At 62.5% G+C, this 15,196-nt stretch carries 17 protein-coding genes, 1 tRNA gene and 1 pseudogene; 14 read left to right on the top strand and 5 right to left on the bottom strand.

What is annotated here, in order from left to right; translation table 11 throughout:
- The first annotated feature begins 6 nt into the window (after nt 1–6).
- The gene (locus ABC969_RS02085; protein WP_345862627.1) at nt 7–1,503 is read left to right on the top strand and encodes a flavin-containing monooxygenase; all 1,497 of its coding nucleotides are present in this window, start codon (nt 7–9) and stop codon (nt 1,501–1,503) included.
- 485 nt (nt 1,504–1,988) lie between these two features.
- Nucleotides 1,989–3,335 (top strand): EAL domain-containing protein, encoded by a 1,347-nt coding sequence (locus ABC969_RS02080; RefSeq protein WP_345862625.1) that lies wholly within the window; start codon nt 1,989–1,991, stop codon nt 3,333–3,335.
- Between the two features lie 77 nt (nt 3,336–3,412).
- On the opposite strand, the gene ABC969_RS02075 is transcribed toward ABC969_RS02080, so the two are convergent.
- A complete protein-coding gene (locus tag ABC969_RS02075; protein ID WP_345862624.1) occupies nt 3,413–3,889 on the bottom strand; it encodes a hypothetical protein in 477 nt (158 codons plus the stop codon).
- On the opposite strand from ABC969_RS02075, the pseudogene ABC969_RS16455 reads away from it, so the two are divergent.
- From ABC969_RS16455 to ABC969_RS02065, 3 genes and pseudogenes are all read left to right on the top strand, one after another.
- Nucleotides 3,818–4,090, top strand: a pseudogene (locus ABC969_RS16455) (tetratricopeptide repeat protein); the annotation flags it as partial. The gene ABC969_RS02075 and the pseudogene ABC969_RS16455 overlap by 72 nt on opposite strands.
- A 219-nt stretch (nt 4,091–4,309) precedes the next feature.
- Nucleotides 4,310–5,869 carry an ATP-binding protein gene (locus ABC969_RS02070; protein ID WP_345862623.1) on the top strand — a complete coding sequence of 520 codons (1,560 nt, stop codon included), beginning with the start codon at nt 4,310–4,312 and terminating at the stop codon, nt 5,867–5,869.
- Between the two features lie 54 nt (nt 5,870–5,923).
- Nucleotides 5,924–6,313 (top strand): response regulator, encoded by a 390-nt coding sequence (locus tag ABC969_RS02065; RefSeq protein WP_345862622.1) that lies wholly within the window; start codon nt 5,924–5,926, stop codon nt 6,311–6,313.
- A 14-nt stretch (nt 6,314–6,327) separates the two neighbouring features.
- Here ABC969_RS02065 and ABC969_RS02060 read toward each other — a convergent pair whose 3' ends face one another.
- On the bottom strand, nt 6,328–7,164 hold the full coding sequence (locus ABC969_RS02060) for a methyltransferase domain-containing protein (protein ID WP_345862620.1): 837 nt from the start codon (nt 7,162–7,164) through the stop codon (nt 6,328–6,330).
- 43 nt (nt 7,165–7,207) lie between these two features.
- On the opposite strand from ABC969_RS02060, the gene ABC969_RS02055 reads away from it, so the two are divergent.
- From ABC969_RS02055 to ABC969_RS02030, 6 genes are all read left to right on the top strand, one after another.
- Nucleotides 7,208–7,942 carry a ComF family protein gene (locus tag ABC969_RS02055; protein ID WP_345862618.1) on the top strand — a complete coding sequence of 245 codons (735 nt, stop codon included), beginning with the start codon at nt 7,208–7,210 and terminating at the stop codon, nt 7,940–7,942.
- 31 nt (nt 7,943–7,973) lie between these two features.
- Nucleotides 7,974–8,231: a glutaredoxin 3 gene (grxC, locus tag ABC969_RS02050; protein WP_345862617.1), complete on the top strand. Its 258-nt coding sequence runs from the start codon at nt 7,974–7,976 to the stop codon at nt 8,229–8,231.
- Entirely contained in the window at nt 8,228–9,049 is an 822-nt protein-coding gene (locus tag ABC969_RS02045) for a carbon-nitrogen hydrolase family protein (protein WP_345862616.1), read from the top strand. The genes grxC and ABC969_RS02045 overlap by 4 nt, the downstream gene beginning before the upstream one ends.
- On the top strand, nt 9,046–9,507 hold the full coding sequence (locus tag ABC969_RS02040) for a DUF1178 family protein (protein WP_345862615.1): 462 nt from the start codon (nt 9,046–9,048) through the stop codon (nt 9,505–9,507). The genes ABC969_RS02045 and ABC969_RS02040 overlap by 4 nt, the downstream gene beginning before the upstream one ends.
- Nucleotides 9,508–9,606: 99 nt before the next feature.
- Nucleotides 9,607–9,846, top strand: coding sequence for a hypothetical protein (locus tag ABC969_RS02035; RefSeq protein ID WP_345862614.1), 240 nt, complete (start codon nt 9,607–9,609; stop codon nt 9,844–9,846).
- 73 nt (nt 9,847–9,919) lie between these two features.
- Nucleotides 9,920–9,996: transfer RNA gene (locus ABC969_RS02030), tRNA-Arg, on the top strand.
- Between the two features lie 48 nt (nt 9,997–10,044).
- Here ABC969_RS02030 and ABC969_RS02025 read toward each other — a convergent pair.
- The 3 genes from ABC969_RS02025 to ABC969_RS02015 form a co-directional block, all read right to left on the bottom strand.
- The gene (locus ABC969_RS02025; RefSeq protein WP_345862612.1) at nt 10,045–10,350 is read right to left on the bottom strand and encodes an SWIB/MDM2 domain-containing protein; all 306 of its coding nucleotides are present in this window, start codon (nt 10,348–10,350) and stop codon (nt 10,045–10,047) included.
- A gap of 40 nt (nt 10,351–10,390) precedes the next feature.
- The gene (locus ABC969_RS02020) at nt 10,391–10,594 is read right to left on the bottom strand and encodes a hypervirulence associated TUDOR domain-containing protein (RefSeq protein WP_345862610.1); all 204 of its coding nucleotides are present in this window, start codon (nt 10,592–10,594) and stop codon (nt 10,391–10,393) included.
- Nucleotides 10,595–10,701: 107 nt separating this feature from the next.
- Nucleotides 10,702–13,236 (bottom strand): TonB-dependent receptor, encoded by a 2,535-nt coding sequence (locus ABC969_RS02015; RefSeq protein ID WP_345862608.1) that lies wholly within the window; start codon nt 13,234–13,236, stop codon nt 10,702–10,704.
- 285 nt (nt 13,237–13,521) lie between these two features.
- On the opposite strand from ABC969_RS02015, the gene folE reads away from it, so the two are divergent.
- Genes folE through ABC969_RS02000 form a run of 3 tightly spaced genes read left to right on the top strand, consistent with a single transcriptional unit; the run spans nt 13,522 to nt 15,189 of the window.
- Nucleotides 13,522–14,085 (top strand): GTP cyclohydrolase I FolE, encoded by a 564-nt coding sequence (gene folE, locus ABC969_RS02010; RefSeq protein WP_345863789.1) that lies wholly within the window; start codon nt 13,522–13,524, stop codon nt 14,083–14,085.
- Nucleotides 14,082–14,834 (top strand): SDR family oxidoreductase, encoded by a 753-nt coding sequence (locus ABC969_RS02005; protein ID WP_345862606.1) that lies wholly within the window; start codon nt 14,082–14,084, stop codon nt 14,832–14,834. Before folE ends, ABC969_RS02005 begins: the two co-directional genes overlap by 4 nt.
- Nucleotides 14,827–15,189 carry a dihydroneopterin aldolase gene (locus ABC969_RS02000; RefSeq protein ID WP_345862604.1) on the top strand — a complete coding sequence of 121 codons (363 nt, stop codon included), beginning with the start codon at nt 14,827–14,829 and terminating at the stop codon, nt 15,187–15,189. The genes ABC969_RS02005 and ABC969_RS02000 overlap by 8 nt, the downstream gene beginning before the upstream one ends.
- Nucleotides 15,190–15,196 lie beyond the last annotated feature (7 nt).

The raw sequence follows: 15,196 nt of genomic DNA, 5'->3' as shown, positions 1-15,196 counted from the left end.
AGACAAATGTCGCTAGAACATTTCGATGTCGTGATTGTCGGCGCGGGCATTTCGGGTATTGGCGCCGGGTATCATTTGCAGACGCTGTGCCCGGATCGCAGCTACGTCGTCCTTGAGGGGCGGCCGCAGCTCGGCGGCACCTGGGATCTGTTTCGCTATCCCGGCATCCGCTCAGATTCCGACATGTATACATTGGGCTATTCGTTCAAGCCGTGGACCGCGGCGAAAGCGATCGCGGATGGCCCGTCGATTTTGCACTATCTGCAGGAAACCGCACGGGAAAACGGCATCGACCGGCACATCCGCTACGGGCAGCACGTGAAGACGGCGGCCTGGTCGAGCAAGGAGGCGCGCTGGACGGTCAGCGTCGAGCATCCGGAGGGAACGGCGCGCTACACCTGCAACTTCCTCTTCATGTGCTCGGGCTATTACAACTACGCCCAGGGCCACACGCCGGACTTTCCCGGCGCAGCCGATTTTGCCGGACGGATCGTGCATCCACAGCATTGGCCGAGCGATCTGGAATATGCCGGCAAGCAGGTCGTGGTGATCGGCAGCGGCGCGACCGCGGTCACCTTGGTGCCGGAGATGGCCAAGACCGCAGCGCACGTGACGATGCTGCAGCGCTCGCCGACCTATGTCGTGTCGCGGCCGAGCGAGGACAAGCTGGCCAACTGGCTGCGCGCCCGGCTGCCCGCCAAGGCCGCCTATGGCATTACACGGTGGAAAAACGTGCTGTTCAGCATGTTCTTCTTCAATCTCGCGCGCAAAAAGCCGGAGAAGGTCAAGCAGCGCCTGCTGGGCATGGTGCGCGAGCAGCTCGGGCCGGAGTATGACGTGGCAACGCATTTCACGCCGCGCTACAATCCGTGGGATCAGCGGCTTTGCCTGGTGCCGGATGCCGACCTGTTCGACTCGATCAAGGCCGGGACATCCGATGTCGTGACCGACCGGATCGCGCGGTTCACCCCGACCGGTATCGTGCTGGAGAGCGGGCGCGAGCTTCCCGCGGATGTGATCGTGACGGCGACGGGGCTGGAGCTGCAACTGCTCAGCGGTGTCGCGTTCAGCGTGGATGGCGCCTCGATCGATCTGGCCCAAACGTACAATTACAAAGGCATGATGTATTCGGGCGTGCCCAATCTCGCCGCGTCGTTCGGCTATACCAACGCCTCCTGGACCCTGAAGGCGGATCTGACCGCAGCCTATGTCTGCCGCTTGCTCAACACGATGCGCAAGCGCGGGCTACGCCAGGCGACGCCGCGTATCGGCGGAGAAGCACTGCAGCCCGCGCCGTTCCTCGATTTCACATCGGGCTATGTGATGCGTGCCATGGCGAAGTTCCCCAAACAGGGGGACCGCCATCCCTGGAAGCTATATCAGAATTACGCGAAGGATCTGGTGACGCTGAAATATGGCTCCGTGGATACGGAAATGGATTTCACCAATCCGGCGCCCAAAACGGTGTCTTCCGACGTGGCGATTGCTGCGGCAGGGGCCTGATCGACCAGCCAGCATGCCGGGGCGCCACGGAGGCCGAAGCTGCAAGGGTGATACGGCATCGTTAACGGCGATTCGTACAATGTCGATAACGCGACAACGCTTGCGATAGATTGTCTATTGTCGCGCGCAGGATCCTCGGGAAGGCTATCGAGATCTTTCCGATCCCGGTGCTAAACGCTTCTAATACTGTGAAATTAGCTCGGGACCGGATCGATCACCTGAATTTACCAGGGGCGAACGTTGTCGCCGTAAATCAGCGAAAGCAGGAACTTCAGCATGGGTTTTCTCCCTTAACGCACTCAGTTGAGTGCAAGGAGTCGTTAACGAGATTTTAACGATGATTCAATTGGTTTTAGGCCGATCTGCTGAGTCCGGCCGGTGCGATTAACGGTTCGTTTAGGTCTCCGCCGCTAACGGCGGCTATGGTCAGCGCTTCGACAACCAAGTGCCTGTCCGGTCAGCTTTCCACGGTGGAGCTTGCTACCATGCCACTGCTTGCTGCCAATGCGGATGCACATGACGTTGTGAGCAACAAATCGCTTGTGGACGCAACGCTGCCGCCCCCCAAAAATGATCCAATCAGATTTGCCACTAGTGGATGGACGTTTCTCGGTTTGGCCGAACTTAGTAATTTCGATGCGTTGCGCCGTCGCATTGGCCGTGCGCAGGTCGCTCAAATGGTTGCAGAAGTTGTCGGTCGCATTGCCGCTGCACTGCCAGCGGCGCGCCTGCAGGTTATCGGGCGCGCCTCGATCGAGATCGCCTTTGACGGCGATGCGTTGGCGGAGGCGCAAGATGCGGTCGACCAATTAGGCCGATTATTTGCAGTGCCGGTCGAAGTCGCGGGCGAGCCACACACTGTTACGATGTTATTTGCGGTCGCATCGGCGCCGCTTGGTCATACCGCAGAGGTGCGATTGATCGAGGAAGCCGAGTCCACGATGGAGCAGGCGCGGATCGAACAACGCTCGGTGGTTCGTGACCTTTCGGTTGGCTCACCGGCCTTCGACAAGTTAACGCTGGCGCGTGAGCTGGGCGAAGCAATCGCTAATCGTGAAATGTTTTTGCATTATCAGCCCAAAGTGCATGTTCGGCGCCGCGAGATCGCCAGCGCTGAAGCGCTGGTGCGGTGGCAGCACCCAACCCGCGGGCTGGTCTATCCGGGTGATTTCATCCCGCTGGCGGAGGAAATCCGGCAGATCGGCCCGTTGACGTTGTGGACGCTCGAGCGCGTGATTGCCGACCAGAATATCATTGCTGCCGACGGCCACGACCTGACGATCTTTATCAATATTTCGGGGCAACTGCTCGGTGACGCGGCGTTCGTGGATCGTGCCTGCGCGTTGGTGCGCGCCGGCGAGGCAAAGATCGGGTTCGAGATTACCGAGACCTCGGTTATCCGCGATCCGCAGGTGGCGATCGCGCATCTGCAGATCTTCGCCGATGTCGGCATCACGATCGCCATCGATGACTACGGCGCCGGACTGTCGTCGCTAGCCTATTTGAAACAGCTGCCAGCACGCGAGTTGAAAATCGACAAATTGTTCGTGATGCAGCTCACCAGCAGCCATCGCGATCCGCTGATTGTACGATCGACGATTGATTTGGCGCATGCGCTGGAGATGGAGGTAACGGCGGAAGGCGTGGAAACGCAGGCGGCGCTTGCGTTGTTGACCGTCATGGGGTGCGATATGGTCCAAGGCTATCTTATCAGCCGCCCGATCGCGATCGACGCGTTTCGAAAGTTTCTGCTCGAGGATCACCTCGAGCTGGGGGAAAATAACGTCAAATCCATGTTTAGCCGGCCCGCAAGTTTCTGGAAAAGCGCCTGATTCCTTGGGGTTGTTCGGTTAGCACGGATTTAAGAATTGCCGTCTACCAAGCTCAAATGAGCTTTCGTCGTTTCGCCTTACTGATCGTCACTGCCGCATGTTGGGTGACTGCTACCAGCAGTGTGGCTGTGGCCGAGCAACCCACACCCGCCACCGGCGCAGCGCAAATCAAACACGGCGCGCAATTCGACGCGGCCATCGCTGATGCCAAAGCGATGATGCTCATCGACCCGGCCAAAACGCTGCTGAGCGCGAGACGTGCGGCGCAATGGGCGAGCCGTTTGGACGGCAGACGCCGCATGATTGGATTGGCCACTGCTCAATGGCTTGAGGGCGAAGCCTATTTGCGCCTTAATAACTCGGCGAAAGCGGCCCCCCTTATTGACCGGGCCATTGCCATCGCAATGCGTACGGGGCGAGCGACGAAGCTCAATGGTGACCTTTTGGTATCGCGGGGCGGCTTGCGCACGTCTACCGGGAACGTGGCGGCGGCGCTGGCCGATTACCAGCGGGCACACAATATCTTTAGAGATATTGGTGATCAGCGTAGTCAAGCGGTGTCTTTGCTAAGTATTGCCTTACTGTATCAAGAAGCGGAAGATTATAATAATTCTCTAAAATACTACAAACAAGCAATAGACGTCTATCGAGGCGATTCTCAAATATTATATGCGATATACAATAATAGAGCTAACGCACTTAAGGAGCTTGGTCGGATCGCTGCGGCGGAGGAGCAGCTAGGCAAGGCGCTGGAGCTAGCACGTGCGCAAAAGAGCCCTGCCATGGAGGCTCGCGTGCTGAGCAATATTGCGCGGGGCCAACTGGTTGCCGGCCAGTTTGATAAGGCCGATCGGACCATCGCTCGGGGAGTGGCGTTAACCCGATCTGGTCAGGCCGCGGAGGCTCGCAACCAATTTTGGGTTCTCGCGGCAACGTCAGCATTTCATCGTGGCGATATTACAGGCGCTATAAAATTGATCGATCGCAGCTTCGATGGCGTAGATCTTGGCAAGACCACGTTGGATATGCGCGAGGGTCATAAGGCTGCCTATGAGATTTTCCGGCAGTCGGGACAGGACAGTAAGGCGCTGGTCCATTTAGAAACGCTAAAGCGGCTGGACGATCAGACATCGCGTCTCGCCGCCTCGGCCAATACCTCGCTGGCCGCGGCAAGGTTCGACTTTGCCAATCAGGAATTGCGCATCGCACAGCTCAAGGCGGACGAATTGCAGCGCAATATCGATTTCCAGCAGGCGCAGGCCGTCACGCGGCAGAATATCGCCATTGGCATCGCGCTGGTGGTGATGACGATCGTCACCTTGCTGGCCTTCGGCATCTTCACGCTGCGGCGCAGCCGTGATCAGGTGCGCGTCGCGAATATCGATCTTGCCGCGACCAATACCGCCTTGGCCAAGGCGCTGGCAGCGAAGACCGAATTCCTCGCCACGACAAGTCATGAGATTCGCACGCCGCTCAACGGCATTCTTGGCATGACGCAAGTGATGCTGACCGATCGCACGCTGAGCGCAGCGCTGCGCGAGCGGATCGGAATCGTGCACGGCGCCGGACTGACGATGCGCGCGCTGGTCGATGATATTCTGGATGTCGCCAAGATCGAGACCGGCAATCTGACGATCGAGCAGACGCCGTTCGATTTGCGTGTGACGCTGGAGGAGGTCGCCAAATTGTGGCGCGAACAGGCCGAGGCGCGCGGGATCGGCTTCGTGCTCGACGTTGCGCAGAGCCCGAACTGGATCCTGGGCGATCCGGCGCGGCTGCGGCAGATCGTGTTCAATCTGTTGTCCAACGCGCTCAAGTTCACGGAGCGCGGCACGATCGCGCTGCGCGCGGGCAGCGATGGCGGCCGCGTGGTGATCGCCGTCAGCGATAGCGGAATCGGCATTCCCGCGGCCAAGCATGAACTGATTTTCGAATCGTTCCGCCAGGTCGATGCCGGGACGACGCGGCAATTTGGCGGGACCGGGCTGGGGCTGGCGATTTGCCGTAATCTGGCGCGGGCAATGGATGGCGACGTGCGCGTGGCCAGCCGGCCGGGAGAAGGCGCAACTTTCACGATCGATCTTCCGCTGATCGCCGCGGTCGCGCCACATGTGGTGTCGACGCGACAGGATCAGACGGCATTGCTGATCGTGGACCGCAGCCCGATCACGCGCAGCATGCTGCGCGCCGTGCTGGAGCCGCATGCCGGGGCGGTCGATTTTGCGTCGTCGGCCGAGGAGGCGGTGGGCAAGATCCGTGGCGGCCGTGTGGCGCAAGTGCTGATCGACGATGCCACGATTGCCGGCGAGCCGGATGGCGAGGCAGCGCTGGCTGCCATCGCCGACGCGGCGGCGGCGCATGGCGTGGCGACCAGCCTGTTATGGGCCGCACCCGATGAGCAGTGCCAAGCGGCATTGCTGGCCACCGGGATCGGGCAGGTCATCGCCAAACCGATTACGGCAGCCACTTTGATTGCGAAATTGTTCAATTCTTACAATTTGTCGGGCGATCGCCTTGTTTCGCCCGCGACATGAGACGATAGGCACCGCCATCATGCCGATTATCGAGACTATCCGGGCGCTGCGCTCATGAACGTCCTGTTTATCGAGGATGACACGATGAACCGTCGTGTCGTCAGCGATATGCTCGACGTCGCGGGCGCGACGATGACGGGCGCGGAAAGCGCCGAGATCGGGCTGCAGCTGATCGACCAGCATGATTATGCCATCATTCTGGTCGATCTGCGCATGCCCGGAATGGATGGCATCACCGCGATCAAGCATATTCGCGCGCGACCCGACGCCAAGGCCAAACTGCCGATCATCGTGGTGACCGCCGACACCGCGGTGGACCTGCGCGAGCGGTGCATTGCTCAGGGCGCGGATGAAGTGCTGTTCAAGCCGGTGGCGATGGATTCGCTGTTCGACACGATGGGCCGGATGCTCGCCAAGGCGGCTGGCGACGGGATGATCGGCTAGGCCGATCGAACCGCTTAGTCGCGGCGGGCCAACGCGTCGGTCAGCGATGCCGTCGCGCTGCCACGGCGCGCGGGCTGGGGCTGGGTCGGGGCCGGCGCCCAGCCGGTGAGATAGATGATGTCGAACCGTTCGGGTGTCCGGCCATCGGGATCGGCACGATCGGCGAAGATTTGCGCGGCGCGCGCCAGCGTCGTGCGGCTGAGCGGTGGTGTGCCGGGCAGCAGATTGGTGGCCGCCATGCCGCGCAGATCGCGAAGCAAGCTCCATAGATCGCGGTAGCGCACCGACAGCGTTTCGACATCGGCGACGGGCAAGGCAAACCCGGCCCGCGACAACAGATCCCCCGCGGCGCGCACCTCAACCTGAGGATGAATACGCGCTGCCGGGGCATCGCCTTCGGCCTCGCGTAACGTGGCGCGCAAGGCAGAAAGCGTGCTGCCGCCGGTAAAGGCGGCGATGAACAGCCCGTCGGGGCGCAGCGCGCGGCGCGCGAGCACCAGTGCTCCCGGGAGATCGCTGACGGTGTCGAGCGTTCCGGCGGCCACGATCAGATCGAACGAGGCGTCGGGGAAATTGGCTTGATCCTCCTCGGCCTGCACGGCACCGGCGGCGGTGGCAAAGGCGGCGCCGGGATCCAGCCGGGTGATGCGCGCGCCCGGCGGCGGCGCGAAGGAGGCATCGAAGCACCCCAAATCGAGCACGTCGGTGAAGGGGCGGGTGACGCTGTCCAGCCGATCGCCGATTCCCTCCAGCATGTGCGCACGCAGAAAATCGAACCCGGCATAGCCCGGCGCGGCGCGGTCACGGCGAAGGCGGCGCAGGCGGCGGTCGAAGATGTCGGGTGGGGTCACGCCCGGGCTTGTGCCGCGTCGGCGCGGGTAGGACAAGATGTACATGTCGCCCTTGCTTCGGCCTTTACACTTTGTCGCCGGCCTTGCGCTGCCGCCGCGCTGCCCCGGATGCGGGACGGTGATGGCGGAGGATCATGTCTTTTGCGCCGCCTGCTTTGGCGCGCTGCGCTTTCTGGGGCCGCCCTGGTGCGCGGCGTGCCATGTACCATTCGAGTATGACCGAGGGGAGGGGGCGGTGTGCGGTGCCTGCCTTGCCTACCCTCCGCGGCATGCCGGGGTGCGCGCGGCGGTGGCCTATGGTGCGGTCGCCCGCACCGTCGCGTTGCGGCTCAAATATGGCGGGCGGACGGCGTTTGCTACGACGGTGGCGCGGCAAATGGCGCGCTGGCTGCCCGAGGATGCCGATCTGCTGGTGCCCGTGCCGCTGCATCGCTGGCGCATTTGGTCGCGCGGATTCAATCAGGCCGGGCTGATCGCGCAGGCGCTGTCCCGCACCAGCGGGGTGCCGACCGATCTCACGGCAGTCGTGCGGCGCAAGGCCACGCCGTTGTTGCGCGGTCTGGGCGCGCGCGATCGCGCGCGCGCCGTTTCGGGCGCGTTCGCGGTGCCACCCGCCGCCCGGCCGCGGCTGCGTGGCAAAGCGGTCGTGCTGATCGACGATGTGCATACGAGCGGCGCGACCAGCGACGGCTGCACCCGCCTATTGCTGCGCGCTGGGGCGGCAAACGTCACGATCCTGTGCTGGGCGAGGGTGCTGGGCGAGGCGCCGGCGGATTGACAAGCTGCGTTCCGCACCACATCTCAACGCGATGGCCAAAGTCGAAATTTATACCAAAGCCTTCTGCCCGTATTGCACGCGCGCGCTGAAGCTGTTGTCGTCCAAGAACGTTGAGGTCGAGGAATTCGACATCACCATGGGTGGCCCCAAGCGCGCCGAGATGCTGTCGCGCGCCAATGGTGGGACGACCGTGCCGCAGGTGTTCATCAACGGCAAACATGTCGGCGGCTCCGACGATCTCGCCGCGCTCGAGCGTGGTGGCAAGCTGGATGCGCTGCTCGCGGCATGAAGGCCGCCGTGCTGCAGATGACGAGCGGGATCGATCCCGCCGTCAATGCCGTCACGTTGCAGACCGCTATCGCCGACGCCGCTGCCGGCGGCGCGGCCATGCTGTTCACACCGGAAATGTCGGGTTTGCTCGATCGTGACCGCGCCCGCAGCGCGGCGCATATCGTCGCCGAAGAGGACGATATGGTGCTTGCCGCCGTCCAGGCGGGGGCGGCAGCGCATCGCATCTGGGTGCAGCTGGGATCGCTGGCGGTGCGGCGCCCCGATGGCAAGTTGGCCAATCGCAGCTTCATGATCGATGATCGCGGCGCGATCCGCGCGCGTTACGACAAACTCCATTTATTCGATGTCGATCTGCCGGGGGGTGGCAGCTGGCGTGAATCCGCCAGCTATGCGCCTGGCGAGCGCAGCTGTGTGATCGACAGCCCGCTTGGGCCAGTAGGGTTGTCGATCTGCTATGACCTGCGCTTCGCCGATCTCTATCGCGCGCTGAGCGATGCGGGGGCGATGGTGCTCAGCATACCGGCAGCGTTTACCGCGGAGACGGGAGAAGCGCATTGGCAGGTGCTGCTGCGGGCACGCGCGATCGAGGCCGGCGCCTGGGTGATCGCGGCGGCGCAGACGGGGATGCATGAGGATGGCCGCCAGACATACGGCCATTCCTTGGTGGTCGACCCATGGGGTCAGATCGTGCTGGATATGGACATGGCGGCGGGGCTGGGCTTTGCCGAGATCGATCCGGCGCGCGTGCCCGCCGTGCGGAGCCGCATCCCGGTGGTGGCACATCGCCGCGCTATCCCGCCGGTGGAACGATCATGATCGTGTTCGATCTGACTTGCGGCGCGCAGCATGTGTTCGAAGCATGGTTTGGCTCGAGCACAGCGTTTGAAGAGCAGCGCGCTCGGGGGCTGGTCGCGTGCCCGCTGTGCGGTGATACGCAAGTTGGCAAGGCGCTGATGGCGCCCAATATCGCGGCCAAGGGCAACCGCCAGTCCGGTGCGCGCACGCCGACAACTACCCCAGATGCGACGATCGCGCCGGAGGCGATCAAGGTGGCGCTGTGTGCGCTGGCCGACGCGCAGGCCAAAGCGCTGGAAAAATCCCAGTGGGTAGGGCGAACTTTCGCTGATCGTGCCCGTGCGATGCATGCCGGGGAAGAAATCGCCGCGCCGATCCACGGGCAATCGACCCGCGCGGAAGCGATCGCGTTGATCGAGGAAGGCGTGGAGATCGCGCCGTTATTGCTGCCCGTGGTGCCGCCCGAGGTGCTCAACTGACGCGCCGATCGCGCGCGCGGTCGAATTGTACAAAACGCAAAGCGGTTGGGCGACAGCGCGCGTGATATAGAGCTGCCAGCGTTAGCGTTGGAGATCCACGTGGACATCGTTCAGCAAATGAAGTGCCGGTTCGGCGCGCATCATCGCGATGGGCGCCGAGTCCATCGCGCCACCACCGGTGTTTATACCTCGGTGTGTTCGGGATGCGGCGTACAGCTGTGGCGTACATCGGCAGGCTGGGTGCTCGAGGAGCCGTTCGACGACGGCACGATCGACATTCAGCTGATCGCGCCGGCCGAGGGCGGCCCGGCTGATCCGGCGCCTCCCACCGCTGTCTGAGGCTTGCTGGCGGTAATTGCAGCGCAGGTTGGTCGTTGACCTGCCGGATGCGCAAACCTAGGAAACTGCCAGTGCCCCCGTAGCTCAGCCGGATAGAGCGACGGTTTCCTAAACCGTAGGCCGCGTGTTCGAATCTCGCCGGGGGCACCATTCCGGCATTGGTAAACCAATGCGGGCCGCCCCCAGCGAGGGCCAGAGTTATGCTTTGACGTGCTGCGAGATATACTTGTTCATCTCGAACATGGTGCACTTGTCGCGACCGAACACCTTCTTCAGCTTTTCGTCGGCCAGGATTTCGCGCTTGTTCTCCGGGTTCTGGAGATTGTGCTCCTTGATATAGACCCAGACCTTGCTGATCACTTCGCTGCGCGGCAGCTTGTCGTTGCCAACGATCGCGCCAAGCTCGGGCGACGGCTGCACGGGGGCGTGGATGCCACCCGTTTTGGGAGCCGCATCCTTCTTGGGAGCTGCTTCCTTCTTGGCAGCCGTGGGAGTCTTAGCCATAAAAATTCCTTCCTGATGTGCCGTTCAAGCCGACATCGGTTCACGCTTTCTTCAGCGCGCTCTCCTTGTGCGCCGCCTTGCCGCCATTGTCACTCCTAACAATGAATTCCGGATTGTCGGGTGATGCCGCGACTTTATGGCCCTTAATCGTGGTCGGGGTGGTTTGCTTCTTTTCGACCGTGCCGTGCGCCGTGCCGCCGGGGGATTTCCAGGTAACCTCGTCGCCCTTCTTCAGCGTCGTCATAACCGCTCTCCTTTGCCGGGGATCAGCGCAGGACGGCCTGAATGGTTGCACCCACCTCAGCTCCCGGCCCAGGCCGGGAGCTGAGGTGGTCCGATGACGCCGGGACGTCAGAAGGTCTTGCGCAAAGTAACGCCATAGGTGCGCGGCTGATTGGGGTAGCCGCTATAGCTGCCATCCTGCGCGACCGTAGGAAAACTGCTGATCAGCGTGTTGTAATTCGTCAGGTTACGGCCCCATACCATTACCTCGAGCTGCTGGTTGGCAAAGGTCAGCCCGGCGCTGGCGTTGAGCGCCTGCGATCCGACGGTCGACAATTCGGGCGGCGTCGTTTCGATCAGCTGGAATTTGCTGGTGTAATCGTATTCGCCGCGGACATAGCCGTTGATGCCCTCGGCCAGATCGTGGGAAATGGTTGCCGCCACAGCCAGGCTCCAGGTCGGGATGCCGGCCGGACGATCGCCCGACAAATCACGGAAATTCGGACGGCGACCGGTGGCGGGATCGACCGGGCAACGCTCGCTATCGTAATTGACGCAAGGTGCTCCGATAAAGGAATCGTATTTCGGATCGAGATAGGTGGCCGCCGCGGTCAACGACAGGAACGAGATGGGGCGATATGCGGCGTCCACTTCGAACCCGCGCACCGATTGCTCGCCGGCATTCACCAGGCTGTAGCCCAGCCCGGTAAAGGCATTCGACTGGAAGCCCTTGATGGTCTGCTGGAATAGCGCGAGGTTGACATATCCGCCGCGGAACTTGGCCTTGGCACCCACTTCATACACCGCGACATCTTCGGGATCGGCGGTGCGGCCGGCGCCGTTCACGTCGGGCGGGCGGCTATCCGACGACAAGTTGAAGGCGCCTGCCTTCCAGCCGGTGGAATAACTGGCATAGACGTTGAGCAGATCGAGATCATAAGCGATGCGGGCGGCATAGGTGAATTTGTCGCCCTTCAGCACGCCACTCTCCGCGGCGTTGGGAAAATTGACCGGCCCGTGCGTCGGCGAATCGCCGTAGAAGAATTGCAACGCGCCGAGCGCACCGAACAGGTTGGTCGGGATGCGCGCCCCGGCTGGCGCTGCCGGGTTGAGGATCGTCAGCGGCAGGAAGCCGAGCTCGGGCACGTTCTGCAGATTGAGCGCCGAGAATGGATCCTGCATCACGACCGAGGACCGCGCCTCCTTGCGATCGTTGAGATAGGCGAGGCCGCCGGTGACGGTCAGGCGATTGGTGATGCGGTAATCCGCCTGCCCGAAGACCGAATAGGAGCGCTGCTTAAGCTTGTAGCGATCGGAAATACCCTGGCCGGGCTGGAAATAGGTCAGCCCGGGGCGCACCGCGGGATTGACCAAGGATTGCAACGTTTCAAGTTGGATCAGCGCGTTTTGCGACAAACCGTTGGCAAAGCCGCGAATATCGCTGCCGTAGCGAATGTCACGCCCGGTATCGAGCTTCTCGTCCTGATAGAAGCCACCGATCAAATAGCTGAACGGGCCATCGCCCTGCGACGCCAGCCGCAATTCCTGCGTGAAGGTCTTGATCTCGTTGGCGGTGGTATTGTTCGAAATGTCCGCCGCCGTGAAATCAATATCCTGCTGCGATTCGTTGATCTGGTTACGATACGCGGTGATCGAGGTCAGCTTGGCGCCGCCCAGATCGTAGTCGGCCTGCGCCGAGACGCCCTTGCCGCGCACCCGATTGCTGGGATCGGTATTAAAGATCACGTTGCGATCATAGATTGCCGCCGGATCGCCGATGTTTTTGCCCAGGCCGAAGGGCGCCGGCGCGCCGATGAACTGCGTCGCCGGCCCGTTGAAGATGGTCTGCACGCCGCAGCAAACCTCCTTGATCACGTTGTAATCGGCGATGACGCGCAGCGAGAAATCGGAGGACGGCTCCCACAAGACATCGCCGCGCACCGATTGGCGGTCGCGATTATTGATATCCGAGCCCGTCGTCACGTTATCGAAATAGCCGTCGCGGAAATTGAAGCTGCCCGACAGCCGCACGGCGACGGTCGAGGTCAGCGGTCCCGTGATCGTCGCCTTGCCCTGCATCTGATGATAATTGCCGTAGCTGATCTCGGCCTTGCCGCCCCATTCGAATTGGGGGCGCTTGGTGACGATGCTGATCGCGCCGGCGGACACGTTTTTGCCGAACAAGGTGGATTGCGGCCCACGCAACACCTCGATGCGTTCTACTTCAGGCAGATCGTCCAGTGCGGCGGCGGAGCGCGAGCGATACACGCCATCGATAAACACGCCGACCGAGCTTTCAATGCCGTCATTACCGTTGCCGTTGCCAAAACCGCGAATAATGAAGTTGGTCTGGCCGACCGCGTTGAACTGCGTCACCTTGAGCGACGGTACAATCGACTGGAGATCTATCAAATCGCGGATCTGCGCGCGCTCGATTGTTTCCAATGCAGTCACCGACACCGAGATCGGCACATCCTGCAGTGTTTGCGCGCGCTTCGTGGCGGTAACGATGATATCCTCGTCCTGGTTATAGTCGGACGGTCCGGCGCCCGGCGTGTCTTGCCCCGCGCTGGTGGTCGATGCCGAGGACAGCTCTTGGGCGTAAGCCGGCATGGACATGACCAAGGCGAGTACGGACGCAGCGATCAGTTCGCATTTCTTCATGGTGATCCCCTCCTATATTGCCGCAGCTCTGTTGGCCGTCTGGCAAGGTTCTCTGTTTAACAAGCCAAGGCTGCGCCCGCCGAGCAACGCCGTCAATCGGAATTGCGTGCGAAACTGTGGGGTTGCGGGACAGTTGCTCAGATGAGACAGGAGCCGGGACAAGACGAAAGTACGCCAGATGATGCTTGCCGTAGCGTCATGCGGGCGACTCTGTTCAAGGATGGTGCATTGACCGATCTTCCCGACGCGCCGGTTGGCGGCGATCTTATTACGCCACTGGCAAAGATGGCGGTGCCGGAGCATGTTCAGGAGGCGATCCGGACGCTGATCCGCTGGTCCGGTGACGATCCCGCGCGCGAGGGGCTGCTCGACACGCCGGCGCGGGTGGCACGCGCCTGGAAGGAATATTGCAGCGGCTATGGCGATGATCCGGCGCATCATCTCGCGCGCGTGTTCGACGAAGTGGGCGGCTATGACGAAATCGTGCTGTTGAAAGACATTCCGTTTCAGTCGCATTGCGAACATCACATGGCGCCGATCATCGGCACCGCGCATATCGCCTATCTGCCGCGTGACCATGTCGTGGGCATTTCCAAGCTGGCGCGCGTGCTCAACGCCTTTGCGCGTCGGCTGCAGGTCCAGGAGCGGCTGACCGCGCAAGTGGCGGATTGCATCTGGGACAATCTCAAGCCGCACGGCGTGGCAGTGGTGATCCAGGCCAGCCATGGCTGCATGACCGCGCGCGGCGTGCGGACGCCCGGCGTGAAGATGGTCACCAGCCGCATGATGGGCGTGTTCCGTGATGACGAGCGCAGCCGCAAGGAAGTGCTCGCGCTGATGGGCGTGTGACGTTGCGCACCGTTCTGGTCACTGGCGGGGCGAAGCGGCTTGGCGCGATTATCGCGCGGGCGCTGGCCGCAGATGGGCAGCGCGTGGTGATCCATTACGGCGCGTCGCGGGGCGCGGCGGAGGCGCTGGCGGCGGAGATCGGGGCCGTCGGGGTGGTGCAGGGCGATCTGGCCGACACTGCTGGCATCGACGATCTGTTTGCGCGTGCGCGCGCCGTGGCGGGCGGGGCGATCGACGGGCTGGTCAACAGCGCGTCGGCGTTCGACTATGACACGCCACCGGCGCTCGATCCTGCATTGCTCGCGCGGCTTTACGCGATCGGGCATTCCGCGCCGGTGCTGCTCGCCTCGGCGCTGGCGCGGCAGGATGATGTGCCCGATGCGGCGGTGGTCAACGTGCTCGACCAGAAGGTGGTGAACCTGAACCCGGATTTCTTCTCTTATACCGGCGGCAAGCTGGCGCTGGCCGGCGCGACGGTGATGCTCGCGCAGGCGCTGGGCCCGCGGGTCCGCGTCAACGCGGTGGCGCCGGGGCTCTGCCTGCCCAGCGGCGACCAGACCGACGCGGAGTTTGCCGCGGTGGCCGCCGAGAATGCATTGCGGCGACTGGTCGATCCGGCAGACGTGGCAGCGGCGGTCGGCTTTCTGCTCGGCGCGCGCGGGATCACCGGGCAGACGGTATATGTCGATGGTGGCCAGCGGCTATTGCCAAGGGAGCGGGACGTGATGTTCGAACGTGCGCGTGGCTGAGTTCACCACGCTCCTCGATCGCCTGGCGGTGATGATCCGGCTGGGCATCTACGCGCACGAGGCCGAGCCGCAGCGAGTGATCGTGTCGGTCGAGATGACGGTCGATTATCCAGCGCCGCTGGGCGAGGACGCGATCGACCAGGTGCTGGATTATGATTTCGTCCGCACGGGCATCCTGACGCTCGCCGCGCAGCGCCGCTTCGCCTTGCAGGAAACGTTATGCGAGACGATTGCCGCGTTGTGCCTGGACGATGCGCGCGTGATGCGGGTGCGAGTGCGGACGATGAAGACCGATATCTATCCCGATGCCGGGATCGGCTGCGAGATTGTCAGGGAGCGGGCGAAGTTCTCTTAAGACCCTA

The organism is Sphingomonas qilianensis (genome assembly GCF_039614825.1).
In the GTDB taxonomy this organism is placed as follows: Bacteria; Pseudomonadota; Alphaproteobacteria; order Sphingomonadales; family Sphingomonadaceae; genus Sphingomonas; species Sphingomonas qilianensis.
The sequence above is the reverse complement of the archived record's forward strand: the minus strand, read 5'-3'. Positions and strand labels throughout refer to the sequence as shown.

Coding starts and splice junctions, on each gene's coding strand:
- ABC969_RS02015 (WP_345862608.1), bottom strand. CDS start 13,236: ATGAAGAAATGCGAACTGATCGCTGCGTCCGTACTCGCCTTGGTCATG.
- ABC969_RS02040 (WP_345862615.1), top strand. CDS start 9,046: ATGATCGTGTTCGATCTGACTTGCGGCGCGCAGCATGTGTTCGAAGCA.
- ABC969_RS02055 (WP_345862618.1), top strand. CDS start 7,208: ATGTCGCCCTTGCTTCGGCCTTTACACTTTGTCGCCGGCCTTGCGCTG.
- grxC (WP_345862617.1), top strand. CDS start 7,974: ATGGCCAAAGTCGAAATTTATACCAAAGCCTTCTGCCCGTATTGCACG.
- ABC969_RS02085 (WP_345862627.1), top strand. CDS start 7: ATGTCGCTAGAACATTTCGATGTCGTGATTGTCGGCGCGGGCATTTCG.
- folE (WP_345863789.1), top strand. CDS start 13,522: ATGGCGGTGCCGGAGCATGTTCAGGAGGCGATCCGGACGCTGATCCGC.
- ABC969_RS02025 (WP_345862612.1), bottom strand. CDS start 10,350: ATGGCTAAGACTCCCACGGCTGCCAAGAAGGAAGCAGCTCCCAAGAAG.
- ABC969_RS02065 (WP_345862622.1), top strand. CDS start 5,924: ATGAACGTCCTGTTTATCGAGGATGACACGATGAACCGTCGTGTCGTC.
- ABC969_RS02080 (WP_345862625.1), top strand. CDS start 1,989: ATGCCACTGCTTGCTGCCAATGCGGATGCACATGACGTTGTGAGCAAC.
- ABC969_RS02045 (WP_345862616.1), top strand. CDS start 8,228: ATGAAGGCCGCCGTGCTGCAGATGACGAGCGGGATCGATCCCGCCGTC.
- ABC969_RS02020 (WP_345862610.1), bottom strand. CDS start 10,594: ATGACGACGCTGAAGAAGGGCGACGAGGTTACCTGGAAATCCCCCGGC.